This window comes from Bacillus sp. FSL K6-0073, assembly GCF_038006085.1.
GTDB classification, from domain to species: Bacteria; Bacillota; Bacilli; order Bacillales; family Bacillaceae_G; genus Bacillus_A; species Bacillus_A cereus.
The window spans coordinates 4,165,508-4,186,737 of sequence record NZ_JBBOUN010000001.1 but is presented as its reverse complement, the minus strand read 5'-3'; the positions used below and the strand labels follow the sequence as shown (position 1 = coordinate 4,186,737).

The window sequence follows — 21,230 nt, the reverse complement described above, 5'->3', positions numbered from 1 at the left end:
TATACTAGCTGTAAATACGTTTATACATATAGGAGTAATGATATGTTTAAAATTGGATATCGTACAGTAAAAACAGCAATAGGGACAGGTGCGGCAGTTTTTATTGCTCAGTTATTAGGGTTAGAATTTTATAGTTCAGCAGGCATTTTAGTTATTTTATGTGTACAAAATACGAAGCGTAAATCACTTCAAGTGTCGTTACATCGTTTTCTAGCGTGTGTATTATCAATGGCATTCGCGTTTTGTATTTTTGAAACGATTGGCTATACACCACTTGCAATTAGCATATTGTTACTTACATTTATTCCGACTGCAGTAATGCTTAAAATTCAAGAAGGTATTGTCACGAGTTCAGTTATTGTTATGCATCTATATTCATTGAAGCAAATTACATGGCTTATAGTTGGAAATGAAATTGCTATATTAACGATAGGGATTAGCGTGGCGTTATTAGTAAATATGTATATGCCGAGTAGTGAAAATAAGCTAAAAGAGTATCAGGATAAAATAGAGAATAATTTTAAAACGATTTTGTTTGAAATGGTTGTGTATTTACGAAATCGAGAAAGTAGTTGGAGTGGAGCAGAACTCATTGAAACCGAGAATATGTTAAATGAAGCAAGAGATTTATCGTTTAAAAAACTTGAGAATGCATTTATGCGAGAAGATGATTATTACTATCGTTATTTTAATATGCGTATGCAACAATTCGAAATTTTAGAGCGAATGATACCACTAGCAGCTTCTTTATCGTGGACATATGAACAAGCTGACATGATTGCAGATGTTGTTGAAAACATTGGTAATGCTATTAGCCCTGAGAGTACTGGCGTTATTTCCTTAAGGCAGCTTCAAGAAATGAGGGGATTATTTAGAGACATGCCATTGCCAGCTACACGCGAAGAATTTGAGATACGTGCGAAACTTGTTCAACTTGTGTATGAAATGGAACAATATTTACTCATTAAAAGTCGCTTTAAGGGAAAGGATAATATAAAAGAACTTATATAGAAGGTAGGAATTATCTATGCCGTATCTTCTCTCTATCATATTATGTCTTTCTTTATCGCCGATTTGGCCTCTTGGGGATAATCCACGTGCCGGAGATCCTTTTATTATTGTAAATAAAGCAACGAATAAATTAGCTTACATTGACGATGGAAAGATTCAAAAGGTTTTTCCAGTAGCGACAGGGAAAACGAATGAATTAACTCCAGAAGGAACTTTTGATGTTGTAATGAAAGCAAAGGATCCGTATTACATTGCGAAGGATATTCCAGGTGGATCGCCAAAAAATCCACTTGGGTCAAGGTGGATTGGATTTAATGCAAGAGGAACTGATGGAAGTAAATATGGAATACATGGAACAAACCAACCGAGTTCAATTGGAAAGTATATTTCACAAGGGTGTATAAGAATGAAGAAAAACGATGTGGAATATTTGTTTGATCGCATTCCAATTGGAACGAAAGTATGGATTGTGAAATCGAAAAAATCATTTCAGCAATTGGCAAAAGAAAAAGGAGCCGTTGCATATGAAAAAGCCAACAAAAAGGTTGGCTTTTTCTATTATAATAAGTTGTCTTGACATGTGTACATAACCGTGCGTTAATGAGAGTATAGAAAGATAAAATTAGATAAAGGGGTTGCTCATATGTACTTGAATCCAAAACTTTCGTATATGCAGTTTTTTATGGGATTTCTATTTGTTATTACATTCATATTGGCAACTTTTAATATATGTTCTTATCTTGTAGCGATTGTATGTATGGCATTACTTAATCTCACTTTTGTTATTGGGGCATTTCAGCAGAAACAATATACAAGTTTTGTAATAGCGCTTGTAATGTCATTTTCCTTTAGTATTGTAGCGATTGTGTTTTATATAAAATAAACCATCTCGATGTCGAGATGGTTTATTTTGTTATGTGTAAAAAGTAAAAAAAGGACGAACACATCGCCCTTTTTACCAAAACATACTCGCGCCAGCAAGTAATGTTGTTACAAGCATAGAAATTAGCATCACATAAACCATAACTTTTTGAGCTTTTTTATGCATCGTTATACCTCCTTGCAAATCAGTACAATTTCATTGTAACGAGAAATGAAATTATGGACAAGGGGAGAGTGAGGACAAAATTCGGGAGGGGATTGCAAAATATAACAGGAAATTTGAGAGTGTGTAGAGAATATAGTAAAAGGGTATATTGTTAATTTTTAGTTGGGCAAGCTGAAGAATGGAGATACGATGATGAAAATATACGAAACAGATCGTTTATACTTAAGGGAAATTGATGAGTCGTATGCTGAAACAGTTCTTCAATATTACGACAGAAATCGTGAATTTTTAAAAGCTTGGGAAGAGTATAGACCGGATGATTTTTTTACGCTAGATTATCAAAAGAAAAAGTTGCAAAAGGATAGAAAAGAGTTCGAAGAAGGGAAAATCATCAGACTATGGATTTTTAAAAAGGGTGATGATACGAAAATAATTGGGTGTATTTCATTTAATTTAATCGTTCGTGGCATTTATCAATCTTGTGTACTTAGTTATAAATTAGATAAAGCAGAGTTAAACAAAGGGTATACGACAGAAGCGCTTAGAAAAGCAATTCAAGTTGCTTTTGGGGAATTTCAGTTACATCGTATAGAAGCTCCGATTATGCCTCGTAATTTAGCATCTATACAAGTAGTAACGAAGATAGGTTTTCAATATGAAGGCGTGTCTAGGAAGATGTTAATGGTAAATGGTGTGTGGGAAGATCATATGCGCTGGGTATTGTTAAATGAGTAATAGAAAGCAGATGGTTATCTAGACATGTAAACCATCTGTTTTTTGTCTTGTATTTCGAAACTTTTGCGAAATTCTGTTATAATTAATAGTGTTACATACATAATGGTAGTGCAGGAGGCGCAGTCTTATGATTAATCAAGAACGTTTAGTAAATGAATTTATGGAATTAGTACAAGTAGATTCTGAAACGAAATTTGAAGCAGAAATCTGCAAAGTATTAACGAAGAAATTTACAGATTTAGGTGTAGAAGTATTTGAAGATGACACAATGGCTGTAACTGGTCATGGTGCAGGTAACTTAATTTGTACTTTACCAGCAACAAAAGATGGTGTTGATACAATTTACTTTACTTCTCATATGGATACAGTAGTTCCTGGTAATGGAATTAAGCCTTCTATTAAAGATGGATATATCGTATCAGATGGTACAACAATTTTAGGTGCGGATGATAAAGCTGGATTAGCATCAATGTTCGAAGCAATCCGTGTTTTAAAAGAGAAAAATATCCCTCATGGTAAAATTGAATTTATTATTACAGTCGGAGAAGAATCAGGTCTTGTTGGTGCAAAAGCATTAGACCGTGAGCGTATTACAGCGAAATATGGCTACGCATTAGATAGCGATGGAAAAGTTGGTGAAATCGTTGTTGCAGCTCCAACACAAGCGAAAGTGAACGCAATTATTCGCGGGAAAACAGCTCACGCTGGTGTAGCGCCGGAGAAAGGTGTATCTGCAATTACTATCGCAGCGAAAGCAATTGCGAAGATGCCACTTGGTCGCATTGACTCTGAAACGACTGCAAATATTGGACGTTTTGAAGGTGGTACACAAACGAATATCGTTTGCGATCATGTACAAATCTTTGCAGAAGCTCGTTCTTTAATCAATGAGAAAATGGAAGCACAAGTTGCTAAAATGAAAGAAGCATTTGAAACAACTGCAAAAGAAATGGGCGGGCATGCAGACGTTGAAGTAAACGTTATGTACCCAGGATTTAAATTTGCTGATGGCGATCACGTTGTAGAAGTTGCAAAACGTGCAGCTGAAAAAATTGGTCGTACACCTTCTCTTCACCAAAGTGGTGGCGGAAGTGATGCAAACGTAATTGCAGGACATGGTATCCCAACAGTTAACTTAGCAGTTGGTTATGAAGAAATTCATACAACAAACGAGAAGATTCCTGTTGAAGAATTAGCAAAAACAGCAGAATTAGTTGTTGCAATTATTGAAGAAGTAGCGAAGTAATGAAATAGAAAAAGCGTGTAAATCAATTGTGATTTACACGCTTTTTATTTTGATTCGATTGCTTTGACAAGACGTATAAGCCAATATAAGAAAACCTATGGAAGTATATACGTTGTTGCTACATGTACTAGACGAAGGAATAATCCTAACGTATTTATATTGAAAATCTGAAGTAGTAAATAATTAATTGCAATGATTAATATAACTACAAGGAATGTATAGTTGAGTTTATCCCGCTATTTGCCGGACAGTAAGCTCCCTACCTCAAAATTCAGCGAAAGTAAAGAAGTTAGGTGGGGGCCCTGCTGCCCGCAAAAACCCGATTGGTGAGGGTTGATTAAAGTTTCACTTTATTAGTTGATCTCATCATAATCAGACCCTTTCACATATATATCCTCTTTATATCGATTATAAAAAAGAACAAGTAATTATTATAATTATTGTGCAAAATTTGATATAATGAAAGAACGAACGTTCTGATTAGGGAGTGAGTACTATGCGAGAAATGTATCCGAAAAATGGTCGTGTTATTTTACATGTAGATATGAATTGCTTTTTCGCATCTGTTGAAATTGCTCATGATCCATCATTACAAGGAAAGCCATTAGCGGTTGCTGGAAATGAAAAAGAGAGAAAAGGAATTATTATAACATGTAGTTATGAGGCGAGAGAATACGGCATACGTACGACGATGCCCCTTTGGGAAGCGAAAAGGTTATGCCCGCAATTAGTTGTAAGGCGTCCTAATTTCACATTATATCGCGAAGCTTCATTTCAAATGTTTCAAGTCCTTTCTCGTTTTACAGAAAAGATACAACCAGTCTCAATAGATGAAGGATATTTAGATATTACAGATTGCTACGCACTTGGTTCGCCTCTTGAAATAGCAAAGATGATTCAACAAGCACTATTAACAGAGTTGCAGCTTCCGTGTAGTATCGGAATTGCTCCAAATCTTTTCCTAGCAAAAACAGCTTCTGATATGAAAAAACCTCTCGGTATTACCGTACTTCGAAAACGTGATATTCCAGAAATGATTTGGCCACTTCCAGTTGAAGCAATGCATGGGATTGGAGAAAAAACAGCTGAAAAATTAAATGAAATTCATATACATACAATTGAACAGTTAGCGAAGGGAGACGAGCATATCATTCGCGCTAAAATTGGGAAGCACGGTATTGATTTACAAAAGCGTGCAAAAGGTACGGATGATAGGGAAGTGGATCCGAGTCAAATGGGCCAACATAAAAGTGTCGGTAACTCGATGACTTTTTCAAAGGATATGGATGAAGAGAAAGAATTACTTGATATGTTAGAACGGTTATCAAAATCAGTGAGTAAAAGATTACAAAAGCGAACCCTTGTCAGCTATAATATTCAAATTATGATTAAATACCATGATAGGCGAACAGTAACACGGAGTAAGCAATTGAAAAATGCAATTTGGGAAGAACGCGATATTTTTCAAGCAGCATCCCGTTTATGGAAGCAACATTGGGATGGTGATTCCGTTCGTTTACTAGGTGTTACAGCTACTGAAATAGAGTGGAAGACAGAATCGGTGAAACAATTAGATTTGTTTTCATTTGAAGAGGATGCGAAAAAAGAGCCACTACTTGCTGTCATTGATCAAATTAACGATAAATATGGAACACCGATTTTACAACGAGGTAGTCAACTACTACGTAAGCAAGAGAAGTCGTTTCAACAAAAGTTAGAAAATAAGTTTATGTAGAAGGTGTCATGAAGTAGTAAAATCATGACACCTTTCCTATTATACAGGTACCAAGTGATACGAGAGCATTTGTCCGTAACCCAGCCATTCCGTGTCTCCATTGTCTTTCCATTCCAATGCAAGCTCCTACAATAATTACGATAACTAATCTGAATACAATGTCGTACCATACCATCATGGTCACCTCCATAAATAAATATGTGTTATGTCTTTTAGAATGAGCGGGGAATACCCACTCATTCTTATTTTTACAACCAGCTATGAAACTTTTTAATATAAAGCTTTTTTAGGAATTGTGTTAAAAAAGCGTAGCCTAATAGTATTCCTACTAACCAAGGGAAGTAGTTAAGTGGCAATGCTTGTAAACCAACGGCTGCACCAAGTGGTGAGAATGGAATATAAATCCCGATTGCCATAATAAGAGCAGTTAATAAAACGACTGGTGTTGATGCAGTGCTTTGAATAAATGGAATCTTTTGTGTTCTTATCATGTGAACAATTAAAGTTTGTGTTAACAATCCAACGACAAACCATCCGGACTGGAATAATGATTGCTCGCTCGGTGTATTTGCACCAAATACATTCCACATGACTACGTATGTGATAATATCAAATATGGAACTAATTGGGCCGATACAAATAATGAAGTTTCGTAAGTTTGCAGTATCCCATTTTCGTGGTTTTTCTAGAAACTCTTTATCCATTTTGTCCCATGGAATAGAAAGTTGTGAAATATCATAAAGTAAGTTTTGAATTAAAAGATGAATGGCAAGCATCGGTAAAAAAGGAATGAAAGCACTTGCTACTAACACGCTAAACACATTACCGAAGTTAGAGCTAGCTGTCATCTTAATATATTTTAAAATATTTCCGAATGTAGTACGTCCTTCTAAAATACCTGCTTCTAATATAGTTAAACTTTTTTCGAGTAGAATAATATCGGAAGCTTCTTTCGCAATATCAGTAGCAGTATTAACAGATATTCCGACATCAGCTTCACGTAATGCTACAGCATCGTTAATGCCGTCTCCCATGTAACCTACAGTGTGTCCATTTCCTTGTAATGCGTGTATAATACGAGATTTTTGCATTGGATTAAGCTTCGCAAATACAGTCGTTTCTTCAGCAAGTTTTGCTAATGCTTTATCTGGTAAAGAATCAATCTCGTAACCGAGGATTGGTTCGCCGATATCTAATCCAACTTCTTTACAAACCTTTCTTGTAACAATTTCGTTATCGCCAGTTAAAATTTTCACTTGTACACCATGTTTTTGTAATGCTTGAATTGCAGCTGCTGCAGATGGTTTCGGTGGATCTAAAAAGCCGATATATCCAGCGAGAATCATATCAGTTTCGTCTTTTACTGCGTACTCTGTATCATTTATTCTTCTATCTTTTTTATAAGCCACAGCAATAACCCGCATACCTTCACTATTTAGTGTCTCACTTAGTTTTTTGACATTTGAACGTATTTCCTCGGTGAGTGGAACGATTTTTTCATCCACTTCAGTGTAGTTACAAATTGATAAAATTTCTTCTACGGCACCTTTACAAACCATTGTATGTTCACCTGAAATATCCTTTACGATAACTGACATACGCCGGCGGGCGAAATCGAATGGAATTTCATCTAGCTTTTGAAAAGCTGATGGATTAAATTTATTGTTTTCCTCTGTATGCTTAATAACAGCTTTATCTATTAAATTTTTCAATCCAGTTTGATAGAAACTATTTAAATAGGCAAATTGCAAGACGCGATTGCATTCATTTCCCTTGGGATCTAAGTGACGAACAAGGACCACTTTATCTTCTGTTAAAGTTCCGGTTTTATCTGTACAAAGAATGTTCATAGCACCTAAGTTTTGAATAGAATTTAGCTGTTTTACAATTACTTTTTGTTTAGACATGTTAACGGCACCTTTAGCTAAATTAGCAGTTACAATCATTGGTAACATTTCAGGTGTAAGGCCAACAGCGACGGCAATAGCGAAGAAGAAAGCTTCTTGCCAATCTCCTTTTGTGAATCCATTAATGAGAAGGACAATAGGTGCCATAATAAGCATGAATGTAATTAAGAGCCAGCTTACTTTGTTTACACCTTTATCAAAGCTTGTTTCTACACGCTTTCCAATTACCTTATTTGCTAAAGAGCCGAAATACGTATCGGTACTTGTTGAGATGACAACAGCTTTTGCGCTACCACTTACAATATTTGTTCCCATGAAGCAAAGGTTTTCCATATCGAGTGGATTGTAATTTTTTTTCATGTTTTTCGGTAAGATATGCTTATTTTCTGTATGGTAGCAGTGTTCGTATTTTTCTACAGGAAGTGCTTCCCCTGTCAAAGAAGATTGATTAACAAATAAATCTTTAGCGGATACAACACGCACATCAGCTGGAACGATATCACCAGCTGAAAGGGAAATAATATCGCCAGGTACAAGTTCCTCAATTGGAATTTCTGTTGTGTAATTTCGGTTTAAATTCTTTACATTTTTTGTTTCATGTACAAATCCATTTATTCTAAATACGCTCGCAGTTGTTCGAACCATAGCTTTTAACTTATCGGAAGCTTTTTGAGAACGAAATTCTTGGGAAAACCGAATCGTTGCACTAAGTAGGACCATTACAGATACGACAATCGTTCCTTGCATATCATCTGTGAAAAAGGAGAGTGCTCCAAGAGCTAATAAAACGAAAATAAATGGATTTTTAAATGCCAATAGAAATTGAATGTACCACGGCGCCATTTTATTATGAGCTATTTCATTCGGACCATATAAAGAAAGTCTACGAGACGCTTCTTGTTTAGATAATCCACCTTGTGTTGTTTCTAAAAGTTTTAACGCAGAGCTTACATCTTGTGTTGCAACCTCCACTAATAATTCGTTATTTGTTTGCATGCTATCTTGCTCATAAGCATGCTTTGTTTCTTGTCTTTGTAAATTAAACATCGGTAGTTCCTCCTCTGTCATGAAGGAGGAAACAATCTGTTACCTAACTATTTGAAATGGTGAGGAACAGTTTCTTTCCTACCTACATGATGAAATATGAATGTAAAACGTATGGGTATCTGGGCCGAATCATCAATTGCCAACTGTTCCTCACCTCCGTACAATTTAGTAGTTTCTGAATATGCTATGTTTGTTTCATAGTAAGGTGCATATAGACGTAAAAAGACCTTTACTCAAAACGAGTAAAGGTCTGAATTCGCAGTTAAAAGAGTCCACAACAAAGACTGTTAGTAGACATAAATAAAAACAGTTTTTGTGTATGACAAAATACATGCACCTCTCCCTCGTTGAGTTTTAGCACTGTATAGCATAGGTACTGAAACCAGCTACGTTAAAAAAGGCCTTCATTCCGACCTTTCCTGTTGACCCATTGGCGTCTCTCGACATTTTTGGGCAGCAGCGTTTCTCTATACAGGAGCCTCACCTAACAGAGACCATATTCAATTACATGTTGAATGTTAGCAATGGAAAATCGTAGTGTCAATATCTTTTTTATCTGTGTTTTTAAAATATTAAACGGATTTATAATAGATATGTGGGATGAAATGCATGATATTGATTATGAATAATATGGAAAAATATTTTTATAAAAGGGGAATTTGTAATGGGACCACAAAATTTTATTATAAATATTGAGAATCAAAAATGGTTGTTTAATGAGCATGAAGATTTATGTTCTCATGGAGAAATATATTTAAATGTGGCTGGAACGATTATTACGCAGACAGGTATGGATGAGGAATGGGGAATAAGTGAATCAGCTTTAGCTTTGTTACGAACTTTAGATAAAGAATATATTTGTGATATTGAAAATGAAGCGGGGCTTATTTTGCACGGATGTGGCACTATGCTAATGTTAGGATGCCCAATTTCAATTCATTGGACTATAAATCATATAGGTGAAAACGTGATTTTAAAGGACTTTGTCAAAGTTATTTCTACTAATCAAAAGGCTATATACTATGAAGGACTTCATATAGAATTGAATGAAAATGAATATAGAAAACAAATTGTTTCTTTTGCACTACAAGCAAAAGAATTATTTAATAAATCAAGTGAAAAGATAATTTCAAATGAGTTTGAGCGAAGTATGTATACCGACTTTTGGACGGAATATGATCATTTGTTAAATAACTATAAATAAAAAAGCACTGTAACCAGTGCTTTTTTATTATAGATTACGAGATTGTAGGGTTTTCAAAAATAACAATTTCTGAACTGTTTGTAGTTGAAACACGTTGGGCGTAATATGTTAAAGCTGAAGAAATATATGCTGGTAACGTATCATTTGTATGTGATGTTGTATATTCATGGATTAATTCCTTTAAAGTTGTCCATTCTAATTGTGCTGGGTGATCAGACACGAAAGAACTTACCCAGCGATCAAATGAAGATGAAAAATCAGTTTGTAAACGAAATACTTCTTTCATAATAAAACGCTCCCTTAAAATGTAGTATAATCATTTTACCATAAAACACGAACAATGGCTAAGTTTTTTAAGTATAACGTTCGTGTTATATAGTTGTCTAGATGATTGGTTATGTAAATTCAATTTGCCATTTGAAATAACATTCCGTAAGATGAGAGATAGAGTATATTTAGAGCTGGAGGAAAGAAAGTGGAATTTGTATTTTTAGGAACTGGTGCAGGTGTTCCTTCAAAAGGAAGGAACGTTTCAGCAATTGCTTTACAATTGTTAGAAGAACGAGGACAAACTTGGTTATTTGATTGTGGCGAGGCCACGCAACATCAAATATTACATACATCTGTACGTCCGCGCCGCATTGAAAAAATATTTATTACGCATTTACATGGCGATCATATTTTTGGATTGCCTGGTTTATTAGGTAGCCGTTCATTTCAAGGAGGAACTACGCCTTTAACGGTGTATGGACCGAAAGGAATTAAACAATTTATTGAAGTGGCATTATCGGTAAGTACGACACATGTGAAATATCCACTTGAAGTTGTGGAGATAACAGAAGAAGGTACCGTATTTGAAGATAATGAATTTTATGTAGAAACGAAAAGATTGTCACACGGTATAGAATGTTTTGGATATCGTATTGTAGAGAAAGATATACAAGGTGCTCTTTTAGTTGATAAGTTGCTTGAGATGGGTGTGAAACCAGGTCCAATCTTTAAACGTTTAAAAGATGGTGAAGCAGTTGAATTAGAGGATGGCACGATATTAAATGGAAATGAGTTTATCGGCCCACCTCAAAAAGGGAGAATTATTACTATCTTAGGTGATACGCGATATTGCGAAGCGAGTAGGGAGCTTGCGCAAGATGCAGATGTACTTGTCCATGAAGCGACTTTCGCAGCAGAAGATGAGCAACAAGCGTATGATTATTTTCATTCTACATCTAAGCAAGCTGCGAGCATTGCACTTCAGGCAAATGCGAAGCGACTAATATTAACTCACATTAGTTCTCGCTATCAAGGAGATACATATAAGGAATTATTGAAAGAGGCTAGAGAGTTGTTTTCTAATACAGAAATAGCGACGGATTTGAAATCATTCCCAGTAGAAAAATGATAATTTTATAAAAAATGGTAACGGCGGGTTACCATTTTTTTATGTCTAAAAAAATTTAAAAATAAAACTGTTATTATTTTATACTTATACTTGGATGATACAGAAAATTAGGATGGTTTGAATATATAGGATAAAAATACGAAATAATAATTATTTAGAAAAACTGTTATATAAGTCAGATGACATACAAGTGATACAAATAGCAGAAATGGACTTTTATTCAGAACTTTTAAAATTCAACAAAAGTAAGCGTTTTATAAAAAACAAGCTATAATGAGGGCAGATTATAATTTATGATAAGTCACATGTATTTTAGTCATTATCGTAACAAGTGAAGTTGACTAAATCATGAGAGAGTAACACGAGAATTATAATAGGAAAGATATTACTATTATTTGTCATAAGTCTTTTTCACTTTTTAGCTAAACGATATGATTAGCGAGTGTATCTATTGCAAGTTCCTTAGTTGAAGCTTTTTATTAATAAGGTGGTGGAGATTTAATTGGTATACCATTCTTTAAAAGAGTTCAGAACATCAGCAGGTAGTCTAGGTGGAATAGCGGATGCAAATTTAGTTGCATTAGCAATGGTTATATCACTTGTTTATGCTATGCTTGCAATGGCTTCTGTGTTAAACTTTGGATTGCTACCAGACTTTATTGTGGATTATCTTGTATCATTTTTAAATGAAAATAATGCTAAGGTTCTTATGTATTATGATAACTGGTATTATTTCAGGTTATATTGAATTACTTTTATTCAAAAACTATCCAATTCGTATAGCAGAACAAATTCGTGGTACAACTGGAAAAGCGACAGATGTAGCAGCTTAATAGAATAGTAGAATAAATTTTTTTCATAGAGGTTTAGGGGGAGTTATGATGAAGTATCGCTCAGTATTTGATATTATCGGTCCAGTTATGATTGGACCATCAAGTTCACATACAGCAGGCGCGGCAAGAATGGGGCAAGTTGCTCGCCAGCTGTTTCGTCATGAACCAGAAAGAGTAAGCATTTCGTTATATGGATCATTTGCAAAGACGTATCGTGGGCATGGTACGGATGTAGCGCTAATCGGTGGAATATTAGGATTTGAAACAGATGACTTACGTATTCCAGAGGCGCTAGAAATAGCAAAAGAGCGCGAAATTGAAGTGGAATTCATTGAAGAAGATGCCAATGCACCTCATCCAAATACAGCGAGAATTCGTTTGTATAAAGGTGAAGAGGAAATTGAAGTTGTTGCTTGCTCAATTGGTGGCGGTAAAATTGAAGTTGTAGAGTTAAACGGATTCGATCTTCAATTATCAGGCACGAGCCCAGCACTACTTATTGTAAATAACGATCGCTTCGGTGCTATTGCAGCGGTAGCTTCAATCCTTGCGAAACATGAGATTAACATTAGTACGATGAGTGTATCTCGTAAAGAAAAAGGAAGAAGAGCGCTTATGGTCATCGAAACAGATGAATTATTAGCAGATGAAGTAATTGAAGAAATAAAAGCGCAACAAAATATTTGTCAAGTAACTATTATGGAATAATTGCAGGGGGGACACACCATGTTTCGGAACGCAGCGGAACTAGTGGCGCAAGCTAAAGAACAAAATGTAAAAATCGCAGAAATTATGATTCAATGTGAAATGGAAACAAGAAGTATTTCACGTGAAGAAGTAATTGCTGGTATGGAAAAGAACTTAGTAGTGATGGAGCAAGCAGTAGAACGTGGTATTCGCGGCGTGAAATCACCAACTGGTTTAACTGGTGGAGATGCTGTAAAAGTTCAAGCGTATATGAAGAGTGGAAAAGGCTTATCTGGAGATACGATTTTGGATGCAGTAAGCAAAGCTGTTGCAACAAATGAAGTAAACGCAGCGATGGGAATTATTTGTGCAACACCAACAGCAGGGTCTGCTGGAACAGTGCCAGGTGTACTATTTGCACTAAGAGAAAAATTGCAACCTACACGTGAAGAAATGATTGAATTCTTATTTACAGCAGGAGCTTTCGGTATGGTTGTTGCGAATAACGCTTGTATTTCTGGTGCGGCAGGAGGATGCCAAGCTGAAGTTGGTTCAGCAAGTGGAATGGCGGCTGCAGCTGCAGTTGAGATGGCTGGTGGAACACAAGATCAAGCAGCTACAGCGATGGCAATTTCATTAAAGAACATGCTTGGTTTAGTGTGTGATCCTGTTGCAGGACTTGTAGAAGTACCTTGTGTAAAACGTAATGCAGCAGGAGCTGCAAATGCGATGATCTCAGCAGATTTAGCATTAGCTGGTGTAACGAGTACAATTCCATGTGATGAAGTAATTGAGGCAATGTTTAGAATCGGACAAACGATGCCAGTAGCACTTCGTGAAACAGCAGAAGGTGGACTTGCAGCAACGCCGACTGGTCGTCGCCTGCAAGAAGAGATTTTTGGGAAGAACAATAACTAAGTGTAATTATAGAAAAAGGAGCTCAAATAAACTTGAGCTCCTTTTTCTATTTTTCTTTTGTTAGTTGTTCTAATGTTTTTCCAAGATTATGTGATCGTTTCGTTGCCTGTGTAATACAAGAAATAAGTGCTTGTTGAAATTTATGTTCTTGTAATACTTCAATACCTGCTTCGGTAGTTCCACCAGGAGAAGTAATTTCCTTTCGCAAAATAGAAGGGTGTTTGTCACTTGCTTTTAGCATTTCAGCAGCACCAATCATCGTTTGAAGAATAAGTGATTTTGCAACATCTTCTTTTAAACCAATTTTTGTTGCAGCTTCTTCCATAGCTTCCACTACGTAATAAATATAAGCAGGTCCACTTCCGGATAATGCAGTGACAGCATGCATATCTTCTTCCTCTACAACAGAGACGAGACCAATCGTTTCAAATAAAGATGTTGCAGTGCGAATATGTTCCGCTGTTGCATGTTTTGAAGGGGAGATAGCGGTAGCTGATTTTAAAATGGCTGCGGATGTATTTGGCATTGCACGAATAATTGGAACGTCTTTTTGAAGTAGTTTTCTAATTGAGTGAGTAGAAACACCTGCTAGTAATGAAATAATAAGCACGTTATTATTTATGTATTCTTTAAAAGGGGTAAGCGCCTCTGCAACATCCTTTGGTTTCATTGCTAGAAAAAGAATATTTGCATCAGTAAGTAATTCTTTTTTATTATGAGTACCTTTTACACCGTATTTTTTATGTAGCTCTTGTAATCTTGTCTCGTTAGAACGATTACTTACAGTAATTTGTTCACCTTTAACGACATTTGCATGTAACAAGCCACCAATAATAGCTTCGGCAATAGAGCCTGCACCGAGAAAGGAAATGTTTTGAATAGACATGATGTTCCTCCTTTAATTTTGGTTAGAAATTCTTATAAATGTACATACATTCGTTTTTTTATAGGAAACACCTCTTTTTATCTGAAAATAATGACAAATATATATAGAAGTTGTAAACTGAAGAAGTATTCATTTTTGAACCGGAAAGAGACAGGGGGGCTAAGCATGACGGCGATTCACCGAATGGAGATTCCTGTACCATTTGCAGTGGAAACTGTGAATGTGTTTTTAGTTGAGGGGGAGACATTAACATTAATTGATACAGGGACGAATACAGAAGAGGCAAGGAATGCGTTAGAAAGTCAATTAGGTGCATTAGGACATACGATAGAAGATATTGAAACAGTAGTCATTACGCATCATCATGCAGATCATTGTGGACTTTTAAATATATTTTCTGAGAAGACGAATATTATTGGACATCCTTGGAATGAGCCTTGGATCACACAAAATCCAGAATTTTTAAAGCGGTATCATGAATTTTTTAGAGAGACGGCCTTACAGTTTGGTGTGCCAGCAGCATTTTTGAAAGACGAGTCGTTATTGACGACGAGGACACTTAAATATTCTTGTAATAGATCGTTAACGCATACTGTGAGAGAAGGAGATCGTATTGATTCTTTGCCTGGATTTATAGTAATTGAAACACCAGGTCATGCTTCTACTCATATTTCTTTATATAGAGAATCTGATGGAATATTAATTGGTGGAGATGCTCTCATCAGTCATATTTCTTCGAATCCAATACTAGAACCACCATATGAAGGGCAAACAGAACGGGCACGCCCATTACTACAATACAATCAAACATTACAGCGTTTAAGCGAAATGAATATTTCACGCATTTTATCAGGGCATGGGGAAGATGTTCTAAATGTGAAACAACTTATTGAAACGAGATTACAAAAGCAAGAAACACGTGCTTTTAAAGTACTTGAGTTATTAAAGGAAAAACCAATGACAGCATTTGAAGTATGTGTAAAACTATTTCCGGTATTATATAAAGAACAATTACCACTTACTATTTCAGAAACGGTTGGACAATTGGACTATTTAGCATATAATCAACAAGTGATGATTGATGAGTCATCGCAACAATTGATTTATTATGCAAAGTAGGTGACAGCAATGACAGGACGTTTACAAAATAAAGTAATCGTCATTACAGGTGCTTCTAGTGGGATTGGTGAGCAAGTTGCAATGCAAGTTGCAGCACAGGGAGCGACTCCAGTATTAATGGCTCGAACAGAAGAGAAACTACAAGCGTTAGTAGACAAAATTAAAGAAACTTATAATACGCCTTGCTATTATTATGTATTAGATGTAAGTGAAGAGATGGAAGTACAGTCTGTTTTTTCAAAGGTATTACAAGAAGTGGGACGTATTGATATATTAGTAAACAATGCGGGATTTGGTATTTTTAAAACGTTTGAAGATGCGTCAATGGATGAAGTGAAAGATATGTTCCAAGTAAATGTATTTGGATTAGTAGCATGTACGAAAGCGGTACTACCTTATATGGTAAACAAGAACGAAGGACATATTATTAATATTGCTTCCCTTGCCGGAAAAATTGCAACTCCGAAATCAAGTGCGTATGCAGCAACGAAACATGCTGTATTAGGATTTACGAATAGTTTACGCATGGAATTAGCGAATACAGATATTTATGTTACAGCAATTAATCCAGGTCCGATAGATACAAACTTTTTTGAAATAGCGGATCAATCTGGTACATATGTAAAGAATATGGGACGTTACATGTTAAAACCAACATACGTAGCAGAACAAATCGTAAAGTCGATGCACACGAAAAAACGTGAAGTAAATTTACCGAAGTGGATGGGAATTGGCCCGAAACTTTATGCTTTATTCCCAGGTTTATTTGAACGTGTAGCAGGTAAATCATTAAGTAAAAAATAGGAGATTTCCACATGGAAATCTCCTATTTTTTATTGTTTTCCAGTCACATAATCATAAACAATATCCTCAATCTCCTCGTATAAATCAATTTCAATATTTGAATGAGTCACCGTTTGAATATGTTTCACTAGCATTTCCTGATCTTCTTTTGATATTGGACTGCATTGATATTGCTGAAAACTTTTTATAATCATTTTCTCAATTAATTTTTCGTTCATATTTTTTCCCGCCTGTATGTACGTATGTATTGTTTTATTGTACTTGAAGTGAAATAAAAAAACTACTATGCACTATTTTTGTATAAAAATTCGGTTGTGTATATTGTTTTTCTAGTAAAATTAAGTTTTTTAAGTTTGTAAAATTTATAAATATTTAATTGACTCTATAAATATACAATATTATAATCATACTTAATTTAAAGAATCGATTTGAGGAGGAACTTATGAAAGTCGCAATTATTGGAGCCACTGGATATGGGGGCATTGAGTTAATTCGTTTATTAGAACAACATTCATATTTTTCTATAGCATCTCTTCATTCTTTTTCACAAGTTGGTGAGTGTATAACAAATGTATATCCGCATCTTCGAAATGTCCTCGTTCATACGTTACAAGAAATTGATGTGGAGACAATAGGGAAAGAAGCAGAAATCGTATTTCTAGCAACACCAGCAGGAGTATCGGCGGAGTTAACTCCCAAGTTATTAGCAGAAGGTTTAAAAGTAATTGACCTATCTGGAGACTTTCGTATGATAGATCCTTCGTCATATGAACTGTGGTATAAAAGGCCAGCAGCGAAAGAAGAAATTCTTAGAAAAGCAGTGTATGGGTTAAGTGAATGGAAAAGGACTGAGATTCAAAAGGCAAATTTAATTGCAAACCCAGGATGTTTTGCTACAGCCACATTGCTAGCGATAGCACCGTTAGTACGTAGTAGCAGGATTGAAGAAGATTCGATTATTATTGACGCGAAATCAGGGGTAACAGGAGCAGGTAAAACACCAACAACAATGACTCATTTTCCTGAGCTATACGATAACTTACACATCTATAAAGTAAACCAGCATCAGCACGTTCCAGAGATTGAGCAAATGCTTACAGAATGGAATAGTGAATTACAGCCAATTACATTTAGCACACATTTAATACCGATATCACGAGGAATCATGATTACACTTTATGCAAAAGTAAAACAAAAGATGGAAATAAAGCAACTTCAAAAATTGTATGAAGAAACGTATGAACAATCGCCTTTCATCCGAACTTGTACGCAAGGGAAATTTCCAAGTCCAAAAGAAGTGAGAGGCTCAAATTATTGTGATATTGGCATAGCTTACGATGAAAGAACAGAAAGAGTTACGGTCGTTTCTGTTATAGACAATATGATGAAAGGCGCGGCTGGGCAAGCGATTCAAAATGCAAACATAATAGCGGGACTAGAAGAGACAACAGGTTTACAACATATGCCGCTTTATCTATAAGGGGGACATGATGATTAAAGTAGCGTCTATTACAAAATTAGAAAATGGTTCAATTGTAACGCCGAAAGGCTTTTCGGCAATTGGTACTGCAAATGGTCTGAAAAAGGAGAAAAAGGATTTAGGGGCAATCGTTTGTGACGTACCAGCATCATGTGCCGCTGTGTATACAACGAATCAAATACAAGCAGCCCCTTTACAAGTAACGAAGGATAGTATAACGGCAGAAGGGAAGTTACAAGCAATTATCGTTAATAGTGGAAATGCAAATGCTTGTACTGGAATGCAAGGATTACAAGACGCATACGAGATGCGCGCATTAGGGGCGGAACATTTTGGGATGAAAGAAAATTACGTTGCAGTAGCTTCAACAGGTGTAATTGGTGTTCCACTGCCGATGGATATAATCCGAAAGGGAGTTGCAACTCTTATACCGACGAAGGAAGAAAGTGAAGCATATTCTTTTTCTGAAGCAATTTTAACGACGGATCTCATAACGAAAGAAACTTGCTATGAAATGATTATTGATGGGAAGAAAGTGGCGATTGCGGGTGTTGCAAAAGGTTCAGGGATGATTCATCCGAATATGGCAACGATGCTTAGTTTTATTACGACAGATGCTCATATAGAGCATGACGTATTGCAAACAGCATTATCACAAATAACGAATCATACATTTAATCAAATTACGGTGGATGGAGATACTTCTACGAATGATATGGTCATCGTTATGGCAAGTGGATTATCAGAAACAAGGCCGATAAATATGGAACATACAGATTGGGAAACTTTCGTATGTGCTTTACAGAAGGTATGTGAAGATTTAGCAAAGAAAATTGCGCAAGATGGTGAAGGCGCTACAAAGTTAATAGAAGTAAATGTGCTAGGAGCTCAAACGAATGAAGAGGCAAAAAAAATTGCAAAGCAAATAGTCGGTTCGAGTCTTGTGAAAACAGCAATACATGGTGAAGATCCAAACTGGGGGCGAATTATTAGCAGTATTGGACAAAGTGAAGTAGCTATTAATCCGAATACAATTGACATTACTCTTCAATCTATATTGGTATTAAAAAATAGTGAGCCTCAAACATTTTCTGAAGAAGAAATGAAAGAGAGATTACAAGAAGATGAAATAGTCATTAATGTGTACTTACACTTAGGAGAAGAGACAGGATCAGCTTGGGGCTGTGACTTAAGCTATGAATATGTGAAAATAAACGCTTGTTATCGTACATAAGGAGAGAGAAGATGAGCGAATATATTGTAGTGAAATGCGGCGGTAGTATGTTGAATCAATTAAAAGCTGTGTTTTTTGAATGTATAAAGAAATTGCAACAGAAGTATAAAGTAGTGATTGTTCATGGTGGTGGGCCAGAAATTGATGCCAAATTAAAAGATTGTAACATCAACGTAGAAAAAAGAGATGGATTACGCGTAACACCAAAAGAAGTTATGGATGTTGTTCAAATGGTGCTATGCGGAAGTACGAATAAAAAACTCGTAATGAATTTACAAAAGCATAATTTACTTGCGGTAGGTTGTTCAGGATGTGACGGCAATTTACTTCAAGTTCAACCTGTCAGTGAAGAGATAGGATATGTGGGGGAAGTAAGTTATGTAGAAACAGCCTTATTAAAAGGATTAATAAATATGGAGTATATTCCTGTTATTGCTCCAATCGGGGTAAATGGTAATGAAGTTTATAACATAAATGCGGACAATGCTGCAGCTGGGATTGCGGCTGCGTTAGGGGCAAAAGAGCTTATTTTTATTACGGATGTAGATGGAATATTACATGAAGGGAATTTGGTAAAGGAAACGGATGAATCTGAAATTGCTACTTTTATAGAAACAGGTGTTATTACAGGTGGGATGATTCCGAAAGTACAGGCGGCACTAGCATCATTAAAAATGGGAGTGCAAAAGATAAGTATTGTGAATGGTACAAAAGATTTTACTGAGGTTACGGGAGAGTGTATTGGAACGACGGTAACGAAAGGTGTGAGTATTGCATGACGAGTCATCTTTTTCAAACGTATGGCAGAAGAACTATTGAGTTTGTAAAGGGAACTGGAACGAAAGTTATTGATAATAACGGTAAGGAATATTTAGATTTCACATCAGGAATTGGCGTATGTAATTTAGGACATTGTCACCCTACTGTTCTCAAAGGTGTACAAGAGCAACTTGATGATATATGGCATATATCTAACCTGTTTACAAACAGCTTGCAAGAAGAAGTTGCGTCATTATTAACAGAAAATAGAGCATTAGATTATGTGTTTTTCTGTAATAGTGGGGCAGAGGCAAATGAAGCAGCTTTAAAGTTAGCACGTAAGCATACTGGAAAATCTCTCGTCGTAACATGCCAGCAGTCTTTTCACGGTAGAACATTTGGAACGATGAGTGCAACGGGCCAAGATAAGGTAAAAGAAGGATTTGGTCCATTACTTCCATCTTTTTTACATATCCCTTTTAACGATATTAAAGCATTAGAGGAAGTAATGAATGAAGAAGTTGCGGCGGTAATGGTAGAAGTTGTTCAAGGAGAGGGAGGAGTAATACCTGCTGATCTATCTTTTTTGAAAGAGATTGAAACATTATGTAATAAGTTCGGTTCCTTATTTATTATAGACGAAGTACAAACGGGGATAGGAAGAACTGGAACACTATTCGCTTATGAACAAGTGGGAATAGAGCCTGATATCGTTACCGTTGCAAAGGCGCTTGGGAATGGGATTCCTGTCGGAGCGATGATTGGCCGGAAAGAGCTCGGAGCGTCGTTTACTGCAGGATCACACGGTTCAACTTTTGGCGGGAATTACATCGCGATGGCTGCAGCGAAAGAAGTATTGCAAGTAAGTAAAAAACCATCGTTTTTAAAAGAAGTACAAGAAAAAGGCGAGTACGTATTAGAGAAGTTGCAAGAGGAATTACAGCATGTCGAATGTATTCAAAATATACGTGGTAAGGGGCTTATGATTGGGATTGAGTGTAAGCATGAAGTTGCAAGTTTTATAGAACAACTAGAAAACGAAGGACTTCTCGTATTACAAGCAGGTCCTAATGTGATAAGACTATTACCGCCACTCATTGTCACGAATGAAGAGTTAGAACAGGCAGTATATATAATAAAAAAAGTAGTTTGTACAAAAAACGTATCAATCATATAAG

22 protein-coding genes, 1 pseudogene and 1 riboswitch are annotated in these 21,230 nt (G+C 35.9%); of the genes and pseudogenes, 17 read left to right on the top strand and 6 right to left on the bottom strand.

What is annotated here, in order from left to right; genetic code table 11:
* Positions 1 to 42: 42 nt before the first annotated feature.
* From MHB52_RS21550 to MHB52_RS21540, 3 genes are all read left to right on the top strand, one after another.
* The gene (locus tag MHB52_RS21550; RefSeq protein WP_000472666.1) at positions 43 to 1,011 is read left to right on the top strand and encodes an aromatic acid exporter family protein; all 969 of its coding nucleotides are present in this window, start codon (positions 43 to 45) and stop codon (positions 1,009 to 1,011) included.
* Between the two features lie 16 nt (positions 1,012 to 1,027).
* Positions 1,028 to 1,588: a L,D-transpeptidase gene (locus MHB52_RS21545; RefSeq protein ID WP_016118615.1), complete on the top strand. Its 561-nt coding sequence runs from the start codon at positions 1,028 to 1,030 to the stop codon at positions 1,586 to 1,588.
* A 66-nt stretch (positions 1,589 to 1,654) separates the two neighbouring features.
* Positions 1,655 to 1,894, top strand: coding sequence for a DUF3894 domain-containing protein (locus MHB52_RS21540; RefSeq protein WP_000281167.1), 240 nt, complete (start codon positions 1,655 to 1,657; stop codon positions 1,892 to 1,894).
* Positions 1,895 to 1,966: 72 nt separating this feature from the next.
* Here the strand turns inward: MHB52_RS21540 and prli42 are convergent, their stop codons facing one another.
* Positions 1,967 to 2,059 (bottom strand): stressosome-associated protein Prli42, encoded by a 93-nt coding sequence (gene prli42, locus MHB52_RS21535; RefSeq protein ID WP_000549040.1) that lies wholly within the window; start codon positions 2,057 to 2,059, stop codon positions 1,967 to 1,969.
* Between the two features lie 189 nt (positions 2,060 to 2,248).
* Between prli42 and MHB52_RS21530 the strand changes: the two genes are divergently transcribed.
* From MHB52_RS21530 to MHB52_RS21520, 3 genes are all read left to right on the top strand, one after another.
* Entirely contained in the window at positions 2,249 to 2,794 is a 546-nt protein-coding gene (locus MHB52_RS21530) for a GNAT family N-acetyltransferase (protein WP_001987197.1), read from the top strand.
* Between the two features lie 127 nt (positions 2,795 to 2,921).
* Positions 2,922 to 4,040, top strand: a complete 1,119-nt coding sequence (locus tag MHB52_RS21525) for a tripeptidase T (RefSeq protein WP_000609803.1) — start codon at positions 2,922 to 2,924, stop codon at positions 4,038 to 4,040.
* Positions 4,041 to 4,536: 496 nt separating this feature from the next.
* Positions 4,537 to 5,775 (top strand): DNA polymerase IV, encoded by a 1,239-nt coding sequence (locus tag MHB52_RS21520; RefSeq protein WP_001208856.1) that lies wholly within the window; start codon positions 4,537 to 4,539, stop codon positions 5,773 to 5,775.
* Between the two features lie 40 nt (positions 5,776 to 5,815).
* Here MHB52_RS21520 and MHB52_RS21515 read toward each other — a convergent pair.
* Both MHB52_RS21515 and mgtA read right to left on the bottom strand, forming a co-directional pair.
* Positions 5,816 to 5,950 (bottom strand): annotated as a pseudogene (locus MHB52_RS21515) (MgtC/SapB family protein); the annotation flags it as partial.
* A 73-nt stretch (positions 5,951 to 6,023) separates the two neighbouring features.
* Positions 6,024 to 8,729 carry a magnesium-translocating P-type ATPase gene (gene mgtA / locus MHB52_RS21510; RefSeq protein ID WP_061663462.1) on the bottom strand — a complete coding sequence of 902 codons (2,706 nt, stop codon included), beginning with the start codon at positions 8,727 to 8,729 and terminating at the stop codon, positions 6,024 to 6,026.
* Between the two features lie 331 nt (positions 8,730 to 9,060).
* A riboswitch (M-box (ykoK) riboswitch) is annotated at positions 9,061 to 9,228 on the bottom strand.
* A gap of 165 nt (positions 9,229 to 9,393) precedes the next feature.
* Between mgtA and MHB52_RS21505 the strand changes: the two genes are divergently transcribed.
* On the top strand, positions 9,394 to 9,933 hold the full coding sequence (locus MHB52_RS21505) for a hypothetical protein (RefSeq protein WP_061663463.1): 540 nt from the start codon (positions 9,394 to 9,396) through the stop codon (positions 9,931 to 9,933).
* Positions 9,934 to 9,967: 34 nt separating this feature from the next.
* Here the strand turns inward: MHB52_RS21505 and MHB52_RS21500 are convergent, their stop codons facing one another.
* Positions 9,968 to 10,219 carry a DUF3932 family protein gene (locus tag MHB52_RS21500; RefSeq protein ID WP_000665709.1) on the bottom strand — a complete coding sequence of 84 codons (252 nt, stop codon included), beginning with the start codon at positions 10,217 to 10,219 and terminating at the stop codon, positions 9,968 to 9,970.
* 189 nt (positions 10,220 to 10,408) lie between these two features.
* On the opposite strand from MHB52_RS21500, the gene rnz reads away from it, so the two are divergent.
* The 4 genes from rnz (at position 10,409) to sdaAA (ending at position 13,770) form a co-directional block, all read left to right on the top strand.
* Entirely contained in the window at positions 10,409 to 11,332 is a 924-nt protein-coding gene (rnz, locus tag MHB52_RS21495) for a ribonuclease Z (RefSeq protein ID WP_000397453.1), read from the top strand.
* A gap of 502 nt (positions 11,333 to 11,834) precedes the next feature.
* Positions 11,835 to 12,080, top strand: coding sequence for a hypothetical protein (locus MHB52_RS21490; protein ID WP_016118609.1), 246 nt, complete (start codon positions 11,835 to 11,837; stop codon positions 12,078 to 12,080).
* A gap of 133 nt (positions 12,081 to 12,213) precedes the next feature.
* Positions 12,214 to 12,873, top strand: a complete 660-nt coding sequence (gene sdaAB / locus MHB52_RS21485) for an L-serine ammonia-lyase, iron-sulfur-dependent subunit beta (protein WP_016118607.1) — start codon at positions 12,214 to 12,216, stop codon at positions 12,871 to 12,873.
* 18 nt (positions 12,874 to 12,891) lie between these two features.
* On the top strand, positions 12,892 to 13,770 hold the full coding sequence (gene sdaAA / locus MHB52_RS21480) for an L-serine ammonia-lyase, iron-sulfur-dependent, subunit alpha (protein ID WP_000489461.1): 879 nt from the start codon (positions 12,892 to 12,894) through the stop codon (positions 13,768 to 13,770).
* Positions 13,771 to 13,816: 46 nt separating this feature from the next.
* On the opposite strand, the gene proI is transcribed toward sdaAA, so the two are convergent.
* Complete coding sequence (gene proI / locus MHB52_RS21475; RefSeq protein WP_016118606.1) at positions 13,817 to 14,656, bottom strand: pyrroline-5-carboxylate reductase ProI; 840 nt, start codon at positions 14,654 to 14,656, stop codon at positions 13,817 to 13,819.
* Between the two features lie 165 nt (positions 14,657 to 14,821).
* On the opposite strand from proI, the gene MHB52_RS21470 reads away from it, so the two are divergent.
* Together MHB52_RS21470 and MHB52_RS21465 are read left to right on the top strand one after the other, a co-directional pair.
* Entirely contained in the window at positions 14,822 to 15,775 is a 954-nt protein-coding gene (locus tag MHB52_RS21470; protein ID WP_061663464.1) for an MBL fold metallo-hydrolase, read from the top strand.
* Positions 15,776 to 15,784: 9 nt separating this feature from the next.
* Positions 15,785 to 16,579, top strand: a complete 795-nt coding sequence (locus MHB52_RS21465; protein WP_000147791.1) for an SDR family NAD(P)-dependent oxidoreductase — start codon at positions 15,785 to 15,787, stop codon at positions 16,577 to 16,579.
* Positions 16,580 to 16,608: 29 nt separating this feature from the next.
* On the opposite strand, the gene MHB52_RS21460 is transcribed toward MHB52_RS21465, so the two are convergent.
* The gene (locus MHB52_RS21460; RefSeq protein WP_001003222.1) at positions 16,609 to 16,797 is read right to left on the bottom strand and encodes a YqzH family protein; all 189 of its coding nucleotides are present in this window, start codon (positions 16,795 to 16,797) and stop codon (positions 16,609 to 16,611) included.
* A gap of 224 nt (positions 16,798 to 17,021) precedes the next feature.
* On the opposite strand from MHB52_RS21460, the gene argC reads away from it, so the two are divergent.
* From argC to MHB52_RS21440, 4 genes are read left to right on the top strand one after another with little or no spacing between them, the layout of a single operon-like run.
* Positions 17,022 to 18,059 carry an N-acetyl-gamma-glutamyl-phosphate reductase gene (gene argC, locus MHB52_RS21455; RefSeq protein ID WP_061663465.1) on the top strand — a complete coding sequence of 346 codons (1,038 nt, stop codon included), beginning with the start codon at positions 17,022 to 17,024 and terminating at the stop codon, positions 18,057 to 18,059.
* Between the two features lie 10 nt (positions 18,060 to 18,069).
* The gene (argJ, locus tag MHB52_RS21450) at positions 18,070 to 19,293 is read left to right on the top strand and encodes a bifunctional glutamate N-acetyltransferase/amino-acid acetyltransferase ArgJ (protein WP_016118602.1); all 1,224 of its coding nucleotides are present in this window, start codon (positions 18,070 to 18,072) and stop codon (positions 19,291 to 19,293) included.
* A gap of 11 nt (positions 19,294 to 19,304) precedes the next feature.
* Positions 19,305 to 20,072, top strand: a complete 768-nt coding sequence (gene argB, locus MHB52_RS21445) for an acetylglutamate kinase (protein ID WP_016118601.1) — start codon at positions 19,305 to 19,307, stop codon at positions 20,070 to 20,072.
* The gene (locus MHB52_RS21440; protein ID WP_061663466.1) at positions 20,069 to 21,229 is read left to right on the top strand and encodes an acetylornithine transaminase; all 1,161 of its coding nucleotides are present in this window, start codon (positions 20,069 to 20,071) and stop codon (positions 21,227 to 21,229) included. The genes argB and MHB52_RS21440 overlap by 4 nt, the downstream gene beginning before the upstream one ends.
* Position 21,230: the final 1 nt, after the last annotated feature.